At 39.5% G+C, this 17,478-nt stretch carries 19 protein-coding genes and 1 tRNA gene; 12 read left to right on the top strand and 8 right to left on the bottom strand.

The genetic code is table 11. The features are described from left to right. Positions 1-23: 23 nt before the first annotated feature. Complete coding sequence (gene prmC / locus HY841_14145) at positions 24-794, bottom strand: peptide chain release factor N(5)-glutamine methyltransferase (protein ID MBI4931899.1); 771 nt, start codon at positions 792-794, stop codon at positions 24-26. A gap of 215 nt (positions 795-1,009) precedes the next feature. Here prmC and ribD point away from each other — a divergent pair, with 215 nt between their 5' ends. After that, a complete protein-coding gene (gene ribD, locus HY841_14140; protein MBI4931898.1) occupies positions 1,010-2,074 on the top strand; it encodes a bifunctional diaminohydroxyphosphoribosylaminopyrimidine deaminase/5-amino-6-(5-phosphoribosylamino)uracil reductase RibD in 1,065 nt (354 codons plus the stop codon). Here ribD and HY841_14135 read toward each other — a convergent pair. Beyond that, positions 2,058-2,462, bottom strand: coding sequence for an acyl-CoA thioesterase (locus HY841_14135; protein ID MBI4931897.1), 405 nt, complete (start codon positions 2,460-2,462; stop codon positions 2,058-2,060). The two genes, ribD and HY841_14135, sit on opposite strands and share 17 nt — an antisense overlap. Before the next feature lie 50 nt (positions 2,463-2,512). Between HY841_14135 and HY841_14130 the strand changes: the two genes are divergently transcribed. The 5 genes from HY841_14130 to HY841_14110 all read left to right on the top strand — a co-directional run bounded on the left by HY841_14130 (position 2,513) and on the right by HY841_14110 (position 7,035). Beyond that, on the top strand, positions 2,513-3,277 hold the full coding sequence (locus HY841_14130) for a 5'-nucleotidase C-terminal domain-containing protein (GenBank protein ID MBI4931896.1): 765 nt from the start codon (positions 2,513-2,515) through the stop codon (positions 3,275-3,277). Then, the gene (locus HY841_14125; protein ID MBI4931895.1) at positions 3,252-4,199 is read left to right on the top strand and encodes a metallophosphatase; all 948 of its coding nucleotides are present in this window, start codon (positions 3,252-3,254) and stop codon (positions 4,197-4,199) included. The genes HY841_14130 and HY841_14125 overlap by 26 nt, the downstream gene beginning before the upstream one ends. 151 nt (positions 4,200-4,350) lie before the next feature. Then, a complete protein-coding gene (gene dnaA / locus HY841_14120; GenBank protein MBI4931894.1) occupies positions 4,351-5,778 on the top strand; it encodes a chromosomal replication initiator protein DnaA in 1,428 nt (475 codons plus the stop codon). Between the two features lie 82 nt (positions 5,779-5,860). Next, entirely contained in the window at positions 5,861-6,325 is a 465-nt protein-coding gene (locus HY841_14115) for a low molecular weight phosphotyrosine protein phosphatase (GenBank protein MBI4931893.1), read from the top strand. After that, on the top strand, positions 6,289-7,035 hold the full coding sequence (locus HY841_14110) for an SAM-dependent methyltransferase (protein MBI4931892.1): 747 nt from the start codon (positions 6,289-6,291) through the stop codon (positions 7,033-7,035). The genes HY841_14115 and HY841_14110 overlap by 37 nt, the downstream gene beginning before the upstream one ends. Positions 7,036-7,205: 170 nt before the next feature. On the opposite strand, the gene HY841_14105 is transcribed toward HY841_14110, so the two are convergent. Genes HY841_14105 through HY841_14090 form a run of 4 tightly spaced genes read right to left on the bottom strand, consistent with a single transcriptional unit; the run spans position 7,206 to position 11,164 of the window. Then, positions 7,206-7,496 (bottom strand): hypothetical protein, encoded by a 291-nt coding sequence (locus tag HY841_14105; protein MBI4931891.1) that lies wholly within the window; start codon positions 7,494-7,496, stop codon positions 7,206-7,208. Then, positions 7,493-7,777: a DUF4160 domain-containing protein gene (locus HY841_14100; protein ID MBI4931890.1), complete on the bottom strand. Its 285-nt coding sequence runs from the start codon at positions 7,775-7,777 to the stop codon at positions 7,493-7,495. The genes HY841_14105 and HY841_14100 overlap by 4 nt, the downstream gene beginning before the upstream one ends. Positions 7,778-7,829: 52 nt before the next feature. Then, positions 7,830-9,242: an MATE family efflux transporter gene (locus tag HY841_14095; GenBank protein MBI4931889.1), complete on the bottom strand. Its 1,413-nt coding sequence runs from the start codon at positions 9,240-9,242 to the stop codon at positions 7,830-7,832. A gap of 35 nt (positions 9,243-9,277) precedes the next feature. Then, positions 9,278-11,164 (bottom strand): sulfatase-like hydrolase/transferase, encoded by a 1,887-nt coding sequence (locus HY841_14090; GenBank protein MBI4931888.1) that lies wholly within the window; start codon positions 11,162-11,164, stop codon positions 9,278-9,280. A 56-nt stretch (positions 11,165-11,220) separates the two neighbouring features. Between HY841_14090 and HY841_14085 the strand changes: the two genes are divergently transcribed. The 5 genes from HY841_14085 to HY841_14065 all read left to right on the top strand — a co-directional run bounded on the left by HY841_14085 (position 11,221) and on the right by HY841_14065 (position 15,264). Further along, positions 11,221-11,628 carry a DUF423 domain-containing protein gene (locus HY841_14085; GenBank protein MBI4931887.1) on the top strand — a complete coding sequence of 136 codons (408 nt, stop codon included), beginning with the start codon at positions 11,221-11,223 and terminating at the stop codon, positions 11,626-11,628. Positions 11,629-11,638: 10 nt separating this feature from the next. Continuing rightward, positions 11,639-12,418, top strand: a complete 780-nt coding sequence (locus tag HY841_14080) for a hypothetical protein (GenBank protein MBI4931886.1) — start codon at positions 11,639-11,641, stop codon at positions 12,416-12,418. 60 nt (positions 12,419-12,478) lie between these two features. Next, positions 12,479-14,086, top strand: coding sequence for a phosphoenolpyruvate carboxykinase (ATP) (gene pckA / locus HY841_14075; GenBank protein ID MBI4931885.1), 1,608 nt, complete (start codon positions 12,479-12,481; stop codon positions 14,084-14,086). Positions 14,087-14,131: 45 nt separating this feature from the next. Further along, positions 14,132-14,213: transfer RNA gene (locus HY841_14070), tRNA-Leu, on the top strand. Between the two features lie 145 nt (positions 14,214-14,358). Next, positions 14,359-15,264 (top strand): hypothetical protein, encoded by a 906-nt coding sequence (locus HY841_14065; GenBank protein ID MBI4931884.1) that lies wholly within the window; start codon positions 14,359-14,361, stop codon positions 15,262-15,264. On the opposite strand, the gene HY841_14060 is transcribed toward HY841_14065, so the two are convergent. Next, a complete protein-coding gene (locus HY841_14060) occupies positions 15,265-15,966 on the bottom strand; it encodes a queuosine precursor transporter (protein ID MBI4931883.1) in 702 nt (233 codons plus the stop codon). A gap of 185 nt (positions 15,967-16,151) precedes the next feature. Here HY841_14060 and HY841_14055 point away from each other — a divergent pair, with 185 nt between their 5' ends. After that, positions 16,152-16,649 (top strand): NUDIX domain-containing protein, encoded by a 498-nt coding sequence (locus HY841_14055; GenBank protein MBI4931882.1) that lies wholly within the window; start codon positions 16,152-16,154, stop codon positions 16,647-16,649. A 28-nt stretch (positions 16,650-16,677) separates the two neighbouring features. On the opposite strand, the gene HY841_14050 is transcribed toward HY841_14055, so the two are convergent. Beyond that, positions 16,678-17,445, bottom strand: a complete 768-nt coding sequence (locus HY841_14050) for a hypothetical protein (protein MBI4931881.1) — start codon at positions 17,443-17,445, stop codon at positions 16,678-16,680. Between the last annotated feature and the right edge of the window lie 33 nt (positions 17,446-17,478).

Here is a 17,478-nt window from a genome sequence, read left to right as displayed (position 1 = left end):
TACGAATATACAAATTGTAATTTTTATTTACTGCCGATCGCAAGCCTATCCTTTCCACTCATATCTTTTTTTACTTTAACATTCTTAAAACCCTTTCCTTCCAGAAGTTTTTTCACTTCACCACCAAGTGCTTCGTTAATTTCAAAATAAAGTTTTCCATCAGGTGAAAGATTCTGCAAAGCGAAATCAACAATCGCTGTATAAAAGATCAAAGGGTCATTATCATTCACAAACAAAGCGAGGTGCGGCTCGTAGCCCAGAACATTATTGCTCATCTTTTCTTTTTCTGAAATCCGGATGTAAGGAGGATTGGAAACGATAATATCAAAGTTGTTGAGCTGATGAGTTGATGTGTTATTGACTCCAAGAATGTCTGCCTGCAGAAAATTTATCAGCGTATGATTCAGAATTGAATTTTCTTTTGCAACCAACAAAGCTTCGTCAGAAATATCAATCGCGGAAACAGTGGATTCAGGAAGATTTTTTTTCAAAGCGATGGCAATACATCCACTTCCAGTTCCTATATCCAGTATATTTAATTCCAGCTTCTTATCATCTGTATTCTCAATAATCTCTTCAACTAGTTCTTCTGTCTCAGGTCTTGGAATTAAAACATGCTTGTTGACTCTTATTTTCAATCCATAAAACTCTGTGTGTCCGAGAATATATTGAATAGGTTTGTGATTCTTTAATTGAGAAAGAATGGTTTTAAATCTTTCGGTTTCTTTTGCTCCGAGAGATTGATTTGCCTTTAGCTGAAGATGCCTTCTGGTGAATCCAAGATATTCATTCATTGAAAAGAAAATAAAATTCTCTATTTCTTCTTCTGAATAAAGATTCTTCAGTTCATCTCGGAAGAGTTGTATGGTATCTTTGATTTTCACAGTACGAAAATAGAAACTAAATTGTCATTCCGAACACAAGCATTGCTTGCGACCATAGGTCTGAGGAATCTCCTTCATGAGTTTTCTCCCATCGGTCGAAATGACATTGTGTATATTTGTTTATTATGTCTGTCCATACAAAATATATGAAGCGATGCCTTTTAATGGCAGAGAATGGTTTTGGAAAAGTAGCGCCCAATCCAATGGTGGGCTGTGTGGTTGTACATGATTATAAGGTAATCGGTGAAGGATACCATCAAGGCTTTGGAAGTGCACACGCTGAAGTGAACGCGATAAATTCTGTTAAGAATAAAAGTTTGCTGAAGGATTCTATATTATATGTAAACCTTGAACCCTGTTCTCACTACGGTAAAACGCCACCCTGCGCTGACCTTATAATAAGGTATAAGATAAAGTATGTCGTTATTGGAAGTATGGATCCTAATCCTTTGGTAAGCGGAAAAGGAATCCACAAACTCGCTTCATCTGGCTGCGATGTGAAATTGGGAGTGATGGAAGAAGAATGTAAAGAACTGAACAAAAGGTTTTTTACTTTCTATGCAAAGAAGCATCCTTATACAATCTTGAAATGGGCAGAAACTTCAGATAAATACGTAGGGGTTGTGGGTTACAGACTACAGATTACAGATTCAAAAGCAAATACATTAGTTCACAAGTGGAGAAGCGAGGAGCAGGCGATTATGGTGGGAACAAATACTACACTGACTGATAATCCTAAACTTACTGTACGAAAAACAAAAGGTAAAAATCCTCTTCGGCTTGTAATAGATAGAGATTTAACAATTCCTCCTTCCTTTCATTTGCTCGATGGTTCTGTGCCTACAATTGTTTTTACAGAAAAGAAAAAATCTTCAAAAAAAAACCTTGAGTTCATTTCAATTGATTTTTCCGAAAGGAACCCTTCGGACAAGCAATCTGTTCTGAAGCAAGTTATGAATGAATTATACAAAAGGAATATCCAATCTCTAATCGTAGAAGGAGGAGCAAAGCTTCTGAATTCATTCATTGAACAAAATCTTTGGGATGAGGCAAGAGTAATAACCAGCAAAAGGAAACTAAATGAATTGACAAAAAAGAAGAACGGAATAGAAGCGCCAAAGATTTCAGGAATAACAGGAAGCAAAGAAATTGAAAACGATTCGATAAAAGTATTCAGAAATATTTCTTAATCTTCTCAATAAATTCTGCAGGTGCTCCCATCGGCTTGTTTTTTTCTCTGTCAATAAAAACAAGTGTGACTTCTCCTGTGTTCAGGAGTTCATTCTTTTCATTAAATGTTTCGTAAAAAAAAGTGATTCTTGCTTTCGGCATTTCTTTGATGGAGCATTTGATGGTCAGCAGGTCATCATAAAAAGCAGGCTTGAAATATTTCACCGAGAAAGTATATACAGGAAGCATAATGCCGTTATCCTCCATGTCTTTGTAATTCATTCCGAGTTCGCGCAGGGTTTCCACACGGGCAACTTCAAAGTATTCAGCGTAATTTCCATAGTAAGCATAACCCATCCGGTCGGTTTCTCCATAGCGGACTCGTAATTTTACTTCCGAAGTGAACATGCTTTTATTGTATATTTATTTTCCAAAGTTATTGTTTTCAGATTACACCGATGAAGAATAGATTACACCCGTTGTTTATTTCGTTTCTTGCTTCCTGTTATTTATTGCTTGCTTCCTGCACAACTACGCATTCTGTTGCAAAATGCGAAGACCGGTTCATTTCAATTGACAGCACGTATAAGGATGACAGTTTGATGCTTACCGAAATTGCACCATACAAAATAAAGCTTGACGCAACCATGAATGAAATGCTTGCAATTTCTGAACAAGTTTTATTGAAAGATCAGCCGGAAGGTTTGCTTGGAAACTTTACGGCAGATGTTGTTCTGAGTAAAGCAAAAGAGTATTGCAACGATTCTTGTTCTGTAGATTTATGCGTGCTGAATAATGGCGGTTTACGCAATCCTCTTCCGAAAGGAAATATTACGCGCGGAAATGTTTTTCAACTCATGCCTTTTGAGAATGAAATGATTTTTCTCACGATGAACGGTGGAGATGTGAAAGATCTGTTCGACTTCATTGCGAACAAAGGCGGAATGCCGGTTGCAGGAATGACAATGAAAATAAAAAATAATATGGCAGATGAAGTAATGATTGGAGGAAAGCCATTTGATATAACAAAATCCTATACAGTTGTTACGTCAGATTATCTGGCTGGCGGAGGCGATAACATGACTTTCTTTGAAAAAGCAAGCAGAAAAATTATACTTGGAAAAAAACTTCGTGATGCCATCATTGAATACCTTCAGGATGAAAACAAAAAAAGAAATACAATTAAAGTAAAAAAGGATGGAAGAATTCAATTTGTTCAATAGAAGAGAGTTTCTCAGAAGAACAATTCTCGGAGGAGGAGCCTTAGTTGCTTTCAGCTCTCTTCCTGAAAATCTTTTTGCCGCTTTCAAAGATGATTTAATCAAACTTACGATTCTTCACACCAATGACCAGCACAGCCACATAGACCCTTTTCCTGCCAATGATCCGAAATATCCTAACCTCGGAGGTTTTGCGCGCAGAGCTTCACTCCTCAAAAAAATCAGGAACGAGGAAAAAAATGTTCTCCTCTTTGACGCAGGCGACATCTGGCAGGGCACTCCTTACTTTAATATGTATGGCGGAGAACTTGAATTCAAACTGATGAGCGAAATGAATTACGATGGTGCAACAATCGGCAACCATGATTTGGATAATGGCATAGAAGGACTGGTGAAGCAATTACCTCATGCAAAGTTTCCTTTCATCAACTGCAATTATGATTTTTCGGATACGGAAATGAACGGAAAAACTATTCCGTATAAAATATTTGAGAAGGAAGCTTTAAAGATTGGTGTGTTTGGACTTGGGATTGAACTCAAAGGTTTGGTAGACAAAAAAAACTTCGGCAAAACAATTTATCTTGACCCGATTCAGAAAGCGGCAGAACACGCGCACCTGCTGAAGAAAGAATTGAAGTGCGATTTAGTAATTTGCCTTTCGCATCTCGGAGACGGCTACAAGGATAACAAGGTGAGCGATTCCGTCATCGCGAAGCAGTCAAAGAACATTGATATTTTTATTGGCGGACACACACATCGGTTTTTTGATAAACCCCTTGCTCTCAGAAACAGCGATGGAAATGAAGTTTTACTTGTGCAAGCAGGTTTCGGAGGAATCAAACTCGGTAAGGTGGATTACTATTTTCATAGGGGAAAACAGAAAAAATCAACTTCCGGCTCTACGTTAATAATTTCTCCGAACTGACAATACATTAAATGAAAATTATTTTCAGAAATATTTTTTTTATGTGGTGCTGTCAATTGAAATACTTTTCTACTTTTGAAGCGTGTTCGTTGATACATTAATTTTACTAGAGAAAAATAAAATATAATCTCCAAAAATATTTAACGGGTAAATGAAAAAAGAGTATGACAAAGTTTGGGAAAAGTGTCTTGAAATAATAAAAGACAACGTTAATGCGCAAAGTTTCAAAACGTGGTTTGAGCCGATAAAGCCAATCCGGTTACATGCAAACGCTCTCACTATTCAGGTTCCGAGCCAGTTCTTTTATGAATGGCTTGAAGAACATTATGTGGCATTGCTCAAAAAAGTAATCAGAAAGGAATTAGGAACTGATGGTCGTTTGGAATACAGCATTGTAATGGAGAACATATATGGCGTGAAGCCCTATACGGTTCGTATCCCTGCAACCAACAAGAAGGAAGTAAGAAATCCTTCTATGAACATGCCTCTCGACATGAAAGAGGGTGGAATCAGAAATCCCTTTATCATTCCCGGTTTAAAAAGAGTTACTGTTGAATCCAATCTTAATCCCGATTATTCATTTGAGAATTTTATTGAAGGAGATTGCAATCGCCTTGCCCGCTCTGCCGCTTACGCGGTATCGAACAAGCCGGGTGAAACATCTTTCAATCCACTCCTTGTATATGGTGGTGTTGGTCTGGGGAAAACCCATCTCGCTCACGCCATCGGAATTGAAATCAAGAAAAAGAATCCTGCCAAAACGGTTCTTTATGTTCCTTCTGAAAGATTCACCAACCAGTTTATTGACGCGATTCAGAATAATAACACAAATGACTTTGTGAATTTTTACCAGATGATAGATGTGCTTCTTATTGATGATGTACATTTCTTTTCCGGAAAAGAAAAAACTCAGGATGTGTTTTTCCATGTATTCAATCACCTTCAGCAGAATAAAAAGCAGATTGTGATGACATCAGACCGTGCTCCAGTTGATTTACAGGGAATAGAACAGCGGTTGCTTTCCCGCTTCAAGTGGGGATTAGCCGCTGACCTTCAGCCGCCCGATTTGGAAACAAGAATCGCCATACTTGAAAAGAAAGCATACGCTGACGGAATTGATTTGCCAAGAGATGTGATGGAATATATCGGATACAGCATTACATCAAATATTCGCGAACTTGAAGGAGCATTGATTTCTCTTCTCGCTCAGGCATCGCTTAACAAAAAAACACTCAACATTGACCTTGCGCGCCAAATGATTGACAAGTTTGTGCGCAACACCGCTAAAGAAGTTTCTATTGACTACATACAAAAAGTTGTTTGCGATTATTTTAACATGGGAATTGATTTGTTGAAATCAAAAACACGCAAGCGCGAAGTGGTTCAGGCAAGACAGATTGCGATGTATTTTGCCAAGCAACTTACAAAATCATCACTCGCAACTATCGGAATGCATTGCGGAGGAAAAGATCACGCAACGGTTCTTCACGCCTGCCGCACGGTGAATAACCTGATGGATACCGACAAAAAATTCAGACATTATATTCAGGAACTGGATAAAAAGATAAATCTGTCATAAACAAAGGTAGCGGGGAAAGTATAATAGGAATTAGTTGAAAAACTAATTCCTATTTTTGTTTTAGACCTATTACCGATAACCGATGAACCGAATCTTATTTGTTTGTCTTGGCAACATTTGTCGTTCTCCCATGGCGGAAGGAATTCTTCGCCACAAGGCAGAGCATCAAGGAATCAAACTCAATATTGATTCAGCCGGAACAGGCAACTGGCATGTGGGAGAACATCCTGACAAAAGAGCAACCAAAGCTGCAAAAGACCATGGCTTAGATATTTCCAGTTTGGTAGCGCGACAAATGACCGAAGATGATTTTGAAAAGTTTGACATGATTTATGTTGCCGATACTGAAGTGTATGATGGCGTAGTGAACATTGCCCTGAATCGCGAACATAAACTGAAAGTGGATTATATCATGAACCTCGTTCATCCTGATTTGAACCAGCCAGTGCCTGATCCGTATTTTGGCGGAGCGGAAGGATTTGAAAATGTGTTTAACATGCTGGATAAAGCATGCGATGCGATTATTTCAAAAATCAAAACAAAGTGAAAGGAATTTTATACTTAATTCCAGTTCCAATTGCCGAGGATGATAATCCGGATTTAGTTTATCCTTTACTTAAAAAAACCATCGACTCTCTCGAGGAATTTATTGTTGAAGATTTAAAAACCGCAAGGCGCGCACTGAGAAAGATTGGATTCAAAGGCGAGTTTGATAAATGTATTTTTCATATTTTGAATGAGCATACCGATTTAAAAGGAATTGAAAAATTTCTTTCATCTGCTGAAAAAGGAAAATCAATCGGACTGATGAGCGAAGCAGGGATGCCTTGCATTGCTGACCCTGGAAGTGATATTGTAAGATTGGCTCACCAAAAAAACATAAAAGTTATTCCTCTTTACGGACAATCCTCCATTTTTCTAGCTCTTGCCGCATCTGGATTGAACGGGCAAAACTTTTGCTTTTATGGCTATCTTCCGAAATCTCAGAATGAAAGGAAGAAAAAATTAAAAGAGTTGTGTTCTTCTCCCATTAGGGTTGGAGCATCGTGCACCCACATCTTCATTGAAACTCCCTATAGAAACAACCACCTTCTTGAAGATATTCTTTCTACTTGTTCTCCTGAAACATTGCTTTGCATTGCCGTAAATATAACAGGCAGTTCAGAGAAAATAATTACCAGATCAATTGCTGATTGGAAAAAAAGTGAACTGCCACACCTTGACAAACAGCCGACTGTTTTTTTGCTGGGGAGGTAATCTAACATCCCCGTCCCTTCTCCTTAGGGAGAAGGGAGAGAGGGTTGAGGTAATTGCAACAGAGAAATTGGTAATTACGGATTGATAGAATGGATTTAAAATCCAACCGGCAACATTCATCCTCCTCGTTACATAATTAAATCTCAGGAAAAGAAGAATTGCAGCGATGGTTATTTCTTTTTGCCGTAGGGTGCTTGTGGTTCGGCAGCAATGGAGGTATTGTGATTAATTCCAATTAAATCATTAATGCTGTACACATCATCAATGGCAATGAAAGATAAATTATGTTCATCAATTATTTCGTAATCCTTTTTTTGCTCGGCAGTCAGGTTTTGAATGGCAGGAAATTTATCGAGCGGGACAATGAATGTTCTGTCATTATCTAAATAGATAAACATAATGCTGCTGTTAATAAACTCTATATTTCGGATAGCGGGCATATGCGTGGTAGTTGTCATCATTTTCTTATTGCTTTTACAGGTTTTTGATTATAAAAAAGTTCCAACTGTTCCAACAAAATAGTTTTATGCTCTGTAACTAATTTTTTAATCTCATTTAATTCCACTTCCGAAAAATTTCCCTTTTTATTTTCATCAAGCTCAACTTTTGGTTCAAGCCAGAATTTGCAGGCACGCTTAAACCCTCTATGAGAAAATGTAACATGAACATGCTTTCGTGTTTCGTTAATATCAACTCCATAAATCAGAAAGACATATCGTGCAAGTATTAATAATTTTCCCATCCAAATATACAAAATTATATACGACTTTACTCGCCAAAGATAAAATGTTATTTCAGAACTGCAGCCTCCTCGTCACATAATTAAATCTCAGGAAAAGAAAAATTGCTGCCAGCGTGAGAGCAATGGTGAGCCCGTACCAGATTCCCTGCACTCCAAAACCAAAAGTGAAAGCAAGCAAGTAACAACAGGGCAGCCCGATGAGCCAGTAGCAGATAAACGTGATCCAGGTAGGAAGCGTTATGTCTTTTACTACGCGGAGAACACCCAGCCCGACAATCTGAATGCCGTCAGAAACCTGAAAGAGGGCGGCTATTAATAATAAGGAAGAAACAATTGCCTGCACATCGGGTTCATGGTTGAAAATTGAAGGAAGGAGAAAGCGAAATGCAATAAACAGTATTGCAAAAAATGCCTGAGAGATAATCACCATGGCAAACGCGCTGAATGCCACTTCGCGCAGCGTGGAAATGTTTTTCATGCCGAGCTGATTGCCCACGCGCACGCTTGCTGCTGAACTGATGCCGCTTGCAATCAGATAGGTCATGGCAGCCAGCTGCAAAGCAATCTGATGCGCTGCCTGTTCTTTTTTTCCAATCCACCCGATCATCACCAGTGCAATGGCAAAGGCGCTCACTTCAAAAACCCATTGTAAACCGGAGGTGGCGCCAATGCTGAAAATCTTTTTCATGCGCTGAAGAGAAAGGTCTTTGAAGGCAAATGCTTCGCGGTATTTTCTGAAATGCTTGCTGTAATACAAATACAAAAACATGGCAAGCGCCATGAGCATCCGTGCAAAAAAACTCGCCCAGCACGAACCTTGAACACCCATTGCCGTGAAACCAAATTTTCCGTAGATGAGAATCCAGTTGAACAGAACATTCAGAAGATTGGTGCCGATGGTGATGAACATGGCAAAGCGCGTGAAGGAAAGTCCTTCTGCAAATTGCTTGAACGCTGTGAACACTGCCAGCGGAATCATTCCAAGCATCATCACATTCAGAAACGGAATGGCAAGAGCCACCACATCCTGCGGCTGGTGAAGAACGCGAAGCACTGGAGACATGGCAAGAAGAAAGAGAAACAATATTCCATTAGTGACCACATTTACAATAAGCGCATGACTGAGCAGATGCTTGTTCTCATTAATATTTCCGGAACTGTCTGCCTCAGCCGCCAGAGGCGTTACTCCGTACGAAACACCAAACCCGAAAACAAGGACAAGAAAATAAAATCCATTGGCGAGCGATACGGCTGCCTGCGCAGTGGTTCCGCTATATCCGAAAACATCTTCCTTTATTCCGCCTACCATGGCAATATCCACCACACCCACCATTACATGACCTACATTGCTCAGACACACCGGCCAGGCAAGAAGAATGGTTTTGCGAAAATGAGAACGCCATGCCCCTTCCCTAAAGGGGGAAGCCAAGGAAGAAGTGTTAGTAAAGTTGGTTTGTTTTTTCATAGCTGTTTGGCTCCCTTTAGGGCAGGGGGCATGCTCTAGTAATCAGTGTACTCCTGAAACATCACCTGCAGAAAACTTTTTCCTTCTTTCGTGAGGCGGGATTTTTCTTCAGGAGAAATTGTTTTCTCATAATAATACTGATTCAGCAGATGAGAATAAACAATGTATTGATTGGGGCGGACAAAGCCAAAGCCATCATATGTTTCATAAAAAGCAAACTCAGGAGCTTGCGGATTGAAAAGATTTTTACTCCATTGATATTTTTCAGAAGAAACTCCGAGCTGATTCAAAAGCGTGGATGCCATATCTAACTGAGAGCAGATTTTTTTATAGCGGTAGCCTTTGAATTCGTCTTTGATGACATTTCCCCAGAACATCATGGCAATTTTTCTGTACTCAGGCTGCTGCTGCGCCCAATGCTTTGGCGAGCGGTGGCTGTGGTCAGAAACAAAAATAAAAAGCGTGTTATCAAACCATTTTTCTTTTTGGGCGCTCTGAATGAATTCAAAAAGTTTTTCATCCGCATAGCGTATGGAATTCACATACTCATTTTCATCATCCCCCCATTTCACTTTATCTTTTTCGTCCATCGGCATATCATAAGGAGAATGGCTGCTTGAGGTAAACATGCCGGCAAAAAAAGGTTCTTTTTCATTTTTAAGTTCCTGCAACTGGCGCGCATATAAAAATTCATCATGCACTCCAAGTTTTCCGCGCGGAATATCGCTGACAAAATCTTTTCCTTCAAGTATTCTGTCGAAGTTATTGTAATACATGTATGCTTTTATATTTCCATAACTCAACTGCCCTCCAAATAAATAGGAAGTGCTGTAGCCCATCTGATGAAATTCATTGTTCAGGCAGGGAAGATGATTGTATTTGCCCGGCTGACCGATTATGGAAGTGGCTGCAGGCAACGCGGGAAAGCCACTGAAGATGGCGGTCATTCCCTGATCGGATAGATCTCCACTGGAGTAAATGCTGTCAAACATAATTCCTGTGGTGGCGAGTTCATCAAAATGAGTGGCAGCACTGTCGAATCCGCCCAAAGATTTGAGCATGTCGGCAGACCAGCTTTCAAGAATTACGAGAACAACATTCGGGCGATTTGTTTTGAGAAAACTAATCGTGGTGTCTTTTTCTGTTTTAAAAAGCTCCACTACATTTTTTTTTGCTTCATCGGCAGAAAAATAAACGTACGGATTGCCTTTCATGTTTTTTTTATTCTCCCAAATGCTCTGTCCGAGATTCCACCCAGAATTCACTGATGCAAGATTCAGAATGTTATGCTTGGAAAAATACGCATCGCTTTGCTGAATGGGAATCTGCTGCCAGCCACCACGGATGCCGAGAGTAATGAGAACGGGAGTTATAAGAATGAAAACAGAAGCACTAAAAATGTTCTGAAGCATAGTGAAATCTCTTTTAGAACTAAAATCGCGAAGCGGAGCAATCTTTTTGCAGAGAAACATTCCAAGCCAGGTCAGAATTCCCACAGATAAAAATCCAATAATCAGAAACGTTGTAGAAGTTGAATTAACCACTTCTGACGGATGCTCCAGAAACCGAAGCCCTTTAATATTAAGTTTTGTTCCCCATTCGTCATATGTTTCAAGTTCAGCAATCGTGATGAGAGAAAAGATGGCAAGAATAATAATGACATACCCTTTATGGATATTGAAAATTATTTTTTTAGGAAAGAAACTGTACACGGGTATTATCAAAACAGAAAACGCAAGCAGGTAGGAAGCCATGGAAGTGTCAAGATACAGCGCGTTCCAGTAAGTAGAAATAATTTCTCCAAAACCGATTCCTTTCAGTTCGCCAGCATTATAGAGCAGGAAGATGGTCCGGCAAATGAAAAAGAAAGCCAGCCAGAAAAGATATTGACGCAGAAATGATATGAAAAGATTCTTTAACATCGGATGCAAATGTAATGGTTAGTTAGGAAACAGGATTTTTTTACATTTGCTCCTAAATGATAAATCAAAAAAATCTCCTCATCATCTCAGGAATTTCAGGTGCGCTGTGTGTGGCGCTTGGGGCGATGGGTGCTCATGCATTGAAAGATAAAATTCCGGCAGAAAACCTTCAGACATTTGAAACAGCGGTAAGATATCAGTTCTATCATACGCTTGCTTTGATACTTGTTGCAATTCTTTCAGAAAAATTTCAATCTAAATTTCTCAGCCACACCTCCACTCTGTTTATTGCTGGAATAATTCTTTTTTCTTTTTCGCTTTATTTTCTAGCGCTTCGCCCGCTGATAGGAATCGGCAATGAAGAAATGAAATGGATTGGAGCCATTACTCCCTTTGGAGGACTGAGTTTTATCATGGCATGGTTAATGCTTACTTTTGCTGCGTTGAAACCGAACAATAATTAAAAATAAAAATATGAAAACAATTCTCCACACTCACTTAATTATCATCAGTTCAGTTCTTCTTTCTGTCGATTCATGCCAGAATAAAAAGAGCGCACCAACCGATTCTTCTGCATATACAACTCCGCAGCAGCAGACAACTACCACTTCTGCTCCAACACAAACTATAATTCCTCAACCCATAAACGGACCTGCAAATCCTAAAGAGGAGAACGAGCGTTTCGTAGTTTCTTTTTACAGTATCGGACAAGGAATTGACAGTAAAGTAAATGAGGAGTTTGTAAAGTTTCTTGATACTTATCCTAATCCTAAAAAAATAAACTATTCCCCTTCTCACTGGGGACGCGAAGGAGAAGTAGATTATTGCCTCACGCTGAAAGAGCTAACGCCTGCTGAGCAAACTGAATTTGTAAAAAAAGCAACTGAGCTTCTTGCAAAGTCAAAATTAGTTCACACAAAAGAAAACGCAAAATGTGATCACAGCAACTGGCCTCCTCTTCCCAATACTGCACAAGAAGAAACGTATCCACTCGTTATTTCTTTTTACAGCAAAGGCGGAGGAATTGACAGCAAAGTGAACGGTGAGTTTGAAAAATTCCTGACTTCTTATTCTAAAAAAATAGTTTATGAACCCACCCATTGGGGGCGCGAAGGAGAAGTGGATTATTGTTTAAAACTCTCAGAGTTATCCACAGCTGAACAGACAGATTTCGTAAAAAAAGCAAAAGAAGTGCTCAGCAAATCTGCTCTTGTTCATATCAATGAAAATACTGCCTGTGTTCATAAACATTGAGCCATATCATATTCTTCATTAAGTGATTTTTTTAGATTCGCCTTCTAAAAAAAAATTACCATGAACGCAACAAATAACGGACAGCAATGGCTCCAGTCAATCGGCATTAACAAAGCAAATGCTCACTGGAACTTAACCCCCGCACAACTCACCGAAGAAACACTGCGCCTCAAACAAGGCGTACTCACCGATACCAAAGCCCTCGCGGTTGATACCGGAGAATTCACAGGACGTTCTCCTAAAGATAAATTCACTGTGCTGGACAGCATTTCGAAAGATACCATCTGGTGGGGCGATGTGAATTTTAAATTTGATTCGCAGAAGTTCGATGCGCTTTATAATAAAGTAGTCGGTTATCTTTCAGGAAAAGAAATTTACGTGCGCGATTCCTACGCCTGCGCAGATAAGAATTATCGCTTAGCTGTGCGCGTGGTAACTGAACTTCCCTGGTCAAATTTATTTGCAAATAACCTTTTCTTGCGACCGGCAAAAGATGAATTAACTTCTTTTAATCCAGAATGGACCATTCTTAACGCGCCAAACTTCCGTGCCGATGCTTCTGCTGACGGAACACGCCAGCACAATTTTACTATTCTAAATCTCACAAAAAAAATTATTCTCATAGGTGGAAGCGCTTACACAGGCGAAATAAAAAAAGGCATTTTCACCCTGCTCAATTATATTCTTCCGCATGAAAAAGGAGTACTCTCCATGCATTGTTCCGCAAATGTGGGGGAGAAAGGCGATACCGCTATTTTCTTTGGACTGAGTGGAACAGGAAAAACAACTTTATCTGCTGATCCGAACCGTGGACTAATCGGAGACGATGAGCACGGATGGGCAGAGAAAACAATTTTCAATTTCGAAGGAGGATGTTATGCCAAATGCGTGAACCTCACCGAAGAAAAAGAGCCACAGATCTTCAGGGCAATACACGAAGGAGCGCTTTTAGAAAACACACGTTTCTTTCCCGGAACAAAAAAAGTGAACTACGAAGATATTTCCGTAACTGAAAATACCCGTGTTGCTTACCCCATACATTTCATTGACAACGCGCTGGAACCTTCTGTTGGCGGAATCCCGAAAAATATTTTCTTCCTCACCTGCGATGCGTTTGGAGTGATTCCTCCTATTTCAAAACTCACAACAGGACAGGCAATGTATCATTTCATTTCAGGCTATACGGCAAAAGTGGCCGGAACAGAAATGGGAATCACAGAACCTACTCTGACTTTTTCTGCCTGTTTCGGAAAGGCATTTCTTCCGCTTCACCCTACAAAATATGCAGAGCTTCTCGGAAAAAAACTGAAAGAAAATAAAAACATAAATGTTTGGCTGGTAAATACCGGATGGACTGGCGGTTCTTATGGAATAGGAAACAGAATCAAACTTTCCTACACAAGGGCACTCATTACTGCAGCCCTAAACGGAGAACTTGAAAAGGTGAAGTTTGAAACCCTTCCTGTTTTCAATCTCAGCATGCCAACAGTTTGTCCGAACATTCCTACCGAAATGCTTAACCCAAGAAATACTTGGAAGGATAAAGATGCATACGATGCAAAAGCAAATGAACTTGCAAAATCGTTTGTGAAAAACTTTCAGCAGTATGCAAGTGCGGCAAATGATGAGATTCTTTCTGCGGCTCCGAAGGTTACGGTGAATGCCTAATTGCTCATCTCTGTTTTCAAAAAACTCCGACATTTGCAGTTCCTTGCCCGGGTGGTGGAATTGGCAGACACGTACGTCTCAGAAGCGTATGCCGTAAGGCATGGAGGTTCAAGTCCTCTCCCGGGCACAAATGGCGCATCCCGCAGAATTGCGGGATGGAGTAATCTGCAGAGGTTCAAATTCTCTCTCTCGCACTATAGATTTTTTGTTAAAATTTATTATTCTCTTAAAAGAATTTTTTCTCTACTTTTGCATACAAAGTTGTAAATATAATGCGTAAGATATTATTGTTCATATTATTGTTTTCTATTATTGCTTCAGAAGCAGATGCACAGCACAAGCGCAGACGCAGTACTTTTGGCAGAAAAAAGCCCCCTTACCGTTATGAGTTGATTGGTTCTTTGGGCGCTTCTAATTTTCTCGGTGACTTGGGGGGAGCAAATCAGGTTGGAACAAATGGATTGAAGGATCTTGAGCTTGTTTTAACCCGCCCGGCACTTGGTGCGGGCATCCGATTTAAAGTACAGCAATACTTTTCAGTAAAAGGAAATATTTATTGGGGAATTCTAAGAGGGGATGACAAACTAACCAAAGAATATTTCCGCAACAGAAGAAACATCAACTTCAAGTCAAATATTTTTGAACTTTCCGGACAAGTAGAATTTAATTTTATCAAGGAGCAGAAGGGTCATATTTATAAAATCAAAGGCGTGCGCGGAATGTCACATAAGGACCGGCAGATTTATTTATTCGGAGGCGGAGGTGCCGTTTATTTTAATCCCAAAGGCAGGTATACAAACAAGGCATGGTATGCGTTGCAGCCGCTGAAGACAGAAGGAGTCACTTATTCCAGGTTAACAGGTTTAATTTCTTTAGGCGGGGGAGCCCGTTTTGCGATTAACCGTTACTGGGGAGTTGGCTTTGAACTCGGCATGAGAAAAACTTTTACAGATTATATGGATGATGTCAGTTCTAATTACGCTGACCCTGCCATTTTTAATGGAAATCCGAAGGCAATTTATTTTGCTAACCCCGCAGATCAAAACAGACCGGACGTCTGCTACCCATGCATCGGAGAACAGCGGGGCGACCACACAGATAAGGATGCTTACATGTTTGGTGTATTTACGGTTGGCTACAAGGTGATGTATCGAAAGCGTTCACGCTCAAAGTTCTGATTATTTTTTTTCTTCTTTCACAACTTCTTCAATCATTGTGTGTGATTCATTTTCTCCGATGTATTTATTTATCAGGAAATGCCCCAGATAAATTAATGGCGTGAGCGCAATAGCTATTATCAGTTTTCCGGAATAATTAGTCAGCCCCACATTTACAAAATCAGAAATGGAAATTTTTCCGGGAAGAAGAAACCCTATCCCAAGAACGATAAATGAATCTATCAGTTGCGAAACCACCGTTGACCCCGTTGAACGAAGCCAGAGAAGTTTTCCGCCAGTCCTGTTTCGGAAAAACCAGAAAAGAAAAACATCAATCATCTGCGAAACTAAAAATGCGGTGATGCTTCCTGCAATAATCCACATGGATTGCCCGAACACGTTGGTGAAGGCATCATCCTGCACAGGCGAAAAAGACGCGGCAGGAACTTTCATGCTCCCAAAAAGAAGAAGGAACGCATACCCAATCAGGCAGGCAGTGATGATGGATAATTTTCTCACTCCTGTTTTGCCGAAATATTCATTTATCAAATCGGTGGAAAGAAAAACAATGGGCCAGGGAAGAATGCCAATACTGAATTTAAAACTGAAACCGAAAAGATGTATGTCAATTAGCTTTCCTCCTATCATTTCTGCCACAATGGCGTTGGTGACAAAAAACATGGCAAGAATCACATAAAGCATTTCCTTTTTCGATTTGAAAATCATAGTAGATGTTTTTAATACTTTTGTTTTACTAACTGATGTTACGCACAAGTCATTTTAAAAAAAATATTCAATATTCAATACGCAATGTTCAATGAATTGCACTGTGTTTTTTTATTTGAGAATTGAGAATTGAACATTGAATATTGAACATTTTGCGTAAAGTGAGTTACTAATCCAAAGGTATGTCCATTTTCAATATACGCGTTTATGGTTTGCTGATAAACGACAATAATGAAGTGCTTGTAACGGATGAATTCCGTTTCGGAAAAGAGATGACAAAATTTCCCGGAGGCGGATTACAGTGGGGCGAAGGGACTTTGGACTGCCTAAAAAGAGAATTTAAAGAAGAGCTCGGCTGCGAAATCGAAATATTGAAACATTTTTACACCACAGATTTTTTTCAACTCTCCGCCTTTCATCACGACCAGCAGATAATCAGCATTTATTATTTAGTGAAGACCAAAAACTCAAGCCCCACCCCTGCCCTCCCCATTGGGGAGGGAGATAAGAGACAGCAAGCCTTCCCCGATGGGGAGGATTCCCGCCTGCCGGGCGGGCAGGTAGGAGGGGCTTCTTCCCAATCTTTCCGATGGATTTCAATTGCAGAAATAAATGAAAACGATTTTACTTTCCCTATTGACAAGAAGGTGGCAGGGATGCTTCGTAATCATAAGTTCTGAAACAACTATTGATCCTGAACCGATGAAATTAAAAATGAATGTTCACTCCAATTTGACCGATGGGACTTATTTTGGTGCTTAATCCTGAACCAATATATATATACCAATAAGGAGAGGGATCTGTATTCATATAATCAATTTTGTATGTATTATAATAAATATTGAATTTGGATTCAGCAGAGAGAGAAATTATTTTGCTTAAATAATACCGAACTCCTATAAGAGGACTCATTCCGAATGTGATACGGGTAAATTTGTAATCATCTATAATACCTAAATCTGTAAATTGGTATTTTGAACTAAAGTATTCAAAGAATAAATCTCCACCGGCATACCATTGGGTTTTGCCTGCATCTTTCTTCACTTCCATACCAATCCTTCCGCCAAAGCGGGAAAACCAATATTCTTCCTTGCTTGTAAGTGATGTTGAAGAGTAAGACTTAGTTTTCTTAAGATTACTCCTGTCAGTATTAAAATCCAAACCGGCACGCAATGCAATTTTTCTGAAATGAAATTTATAGGAAAGCCCATACGTAGGAACAGTCATATTATTTGTCATAATAAAAAAGTAATCACTGAAATCGTAATAATCAATATAAAAATAATCCCAGTACAAAAAGGGAAACATGCGGTCTGATAAATTTGTTGCGCCTAAACTCAGTTCATGTCTGAAAAAACTGTTTCCTGATTTGGAAGTATCGCGTGATGTTGAATCAGCAATAACTTCGGTAGTGTTTTTTGCAAACAATCCGGTTGATGCAAAAAGAACTAATAGTAAAGAGAATATTTTTTTCATGTGAATGGATTTGAGAGTTAGTACGTTCTGTTT

This window comes from Bacteroidota bacterium (assembly GCA_016213405.1).
Classification (GTDB): domain Bacteria; phylum Bacteroidota; class Bacteroidia; order Palsa-948; family Palsa-948; genus Palsa-948.
Note: the sequence above shows the minus strand (reverse complement) of the source record. Positions and strands in the feature narration are given on the sequence as shown.